General features: G+C 59.3%; 1 protein-coding gene. It reads left to right on the top strand.

Annotated elements, in window-relative coordinates:
* The first annotated feature begins 257 nt into the window (after positions 1-257).
* On the top strand, positions 258-2,402 hold the full coding sequence (locus ABX749_RS29430) for a spermidine synthase (RefSeq protein WP_372899182.1): 2,145 nt from the start codon (positions 258-260) through the stop codon (positions 2,400-2,402).
* Positions 2,403-2,480 lie beyond the last annotated feature (78 nt).

Raw genomic sequence — 2,480 nt, 5'->3', positions numbered from 1 at the left:
TCTCGTGGGGGACTGAGCGACACGCGAATGCGGAACCAGGAACGGTGGCGGGGAAGGAGGTCAGAACGAAGCCTTATAAGTTACCCGACTTTTTGCCCGCACGTCGATCCTGCGGCTATCGGTGACCTAGGGTTTCGCGCCATTTCTATCGATTGCCACGCAATGGTGTGCAAAACGAGTGCTCGATCACTTCATTCCGACCGATTCCGCGGCAATCCCTGAAATCCGAACGACGCATGAGGGAAATTTTTCAAGCCATGTCCAAATCCATTAGCGGCCAACCGTCATCACCCTCACAAACCGAAACTGCCGGCACCGATTCGGCGCACGGCCGGTCCATGATCTGGTTCGCCGCAACCATTCTGCTCGGCGCGTTCCTGGTCTTTCAAGTCCAACCGATCATCAGCAAGTGTGTGCTGCCCTGGTTTGGAGGCACCCCGGCGGTCTGGACGACGTGCATGCTGTTCTTCCAACTCTTGCTGTTCGGCGGCTACCTCTATGCCCACGTGCTCCGCACGTTCTGTAATCCGTTCGCCCAGGCCGTGATCCACTTGCTGTTGCTCAGCGCCGCGGCGCTGGTGTTGCCGATCGAACCCTCCGATGCCTGGAAGCCGACCGGCAGCGAGACGCCGACGCTATACCTGCTGTGGATGCTGGCCAGTCACGTCGGGCTACCGTATTTTGTCCTCTCTAGCACCGGCCCGCTCGTCCAAGCGTGGCTCAGCTTTCACGACAATAGCGAACGTGTCTACCGTTTGTACGCGCTGTCCAACGCGGGATCGCTGTTCGCGTTGCTCAGCTATCCATTCTTGTTTGAACCCGTGCTTTCGGTGTCGACACAATCCAGCATGTGGTCGCTGCTGTTCTGCTTGTTTGCGCTCGTCCAAGGCTACGTCGCAATCAGTTTATTCCGCATCACCGACGACTCCACCACTGCAACCCGATCAGGCCCCGCTGGCGATTCATCAGCACCGGCTATCGCTTCGACTTCGATTTCCGTCAACATCCAAGCGGCTTGGATCGCGTTGCCCGCGCTCGCCTCGGTGATGTTGTTGGTGGTCACCAATCACGTTTGCCAAGACATCGCCGTCGTACCGTTTCTGTGGGTGCTTCCGCTCAGCCTGTACCTGGCCAGCTTCATCGTTTGCTTTGACTCGCCACAGTGGTACCGTCCCAAACCGATCGCCGCGGTCACGCTCGCAGCGTTGGCGCTGATCCAAGGCAAGACGCTGTTGCCGGGCAGCATCCAGTTGATCGCCGAAGCCTCCTGCTACATGGTGATGCTGTTTGGAGCGTGCCTGCTGTGCCACGGCGAAGTCGCCCGGCTGAAACCGGGAACCGACAGACTGACCCAGTACTACGCGATGCTGTCGGCCGGAGGCGCACTCGGTGGTGTGATCGTGGCCATCCTCTGCCCGCTGCTGTTGAACAACCACGCCGAGTTGCCGTTCTTTGTCGCCCTGGTCACTGCGTTGACGTTCCTGTTGTTCTTCGCCTGCAAGACCTGGAACCGCACCGAATACGACTGGGCCGCCGCGGCGCGTTTGAAGTACGGCGCGATCGTGTTGATGATCGCACCCATCTTGACCATGGCGTTTGTGTCCAACAATCGAACCATCGCATCGCAGCGCAATTTCTTCGGCGTGCTCAAAGTCCGTGAAAAACCGCTCGGCACCTGCCTAGTACACGGCAGCACCTTACATGGGATGCAACGTTACGCACCGAACCAATCTCAACCGACCACTTATTACGGGCACGAGAGTGGAGTCGGCCACGTCATCAAAGCGTTACAGCAACAACATCCTTCGCTGCGGATCGGCATCGTCGGACTCGGATGCGGCGTGCTGACCACCTACGGACGCCCCGCGGATCACTTCGATCTGATTGAAATCAATCCGGCGGTCATCGACATCGCCGATCGATACTTCACCTTCATGAAAGACTGTCCGTCCCAGATGACACGGCACCTCGGAGACGGCCGCTTGGTGCTCGAGCGGATGCCCGACGCCAAGTTTGACCTGCTGGTTCTCGACGCGTTCAGCAGCGATGCGATTCCCGCCCACCTGCTGACGCGAGAGTCGATGGCGCTCTACAGAACCCGACTGGCCGAAGGCGGAGTGTTGACCGTGCACACATCCAACAACCACTTGGAACTTTCGCCGCTGGTGCACAACCTCAGCCGCGACGCCGGGTTGGAAAGCCGCATGCTCGAAGGCATCGGAGACGCCTCGATCGGGACGACCCACTCCACGTGGATGATCATCGCCGCGCCGGGGCACGCGATCTTCCAAGCCCCCTCACTGGCCGCCGCCACCACAGCGACCGCCGACGAACTGCGCGACGCGCCCCTGTGGACCGACCAGCATCACAATCTGGTCAGCGTGCTGCGACTGTGGCAATAACGGATCAGGTTACAGAAACAGCGTTCAGTCTCTTCAACCCGCGAAGTGATGGATCGCATACTTGCCATCGATCTGTTT

This window comes from Stieleria sp. (assembly GCF_041595215.1).
Classification (GTDB): Bacteria; Planctomycetota; Planctomycetia; order Pirellulales; family Pirellulaceae; genus Stieleria; species Stieleria magnilauensis.
The sequence above is the reverse complement of the archived record's forward strand: the minus strand, read 5'-3'. Positions and strand labels throughout refer to the sequence as shown.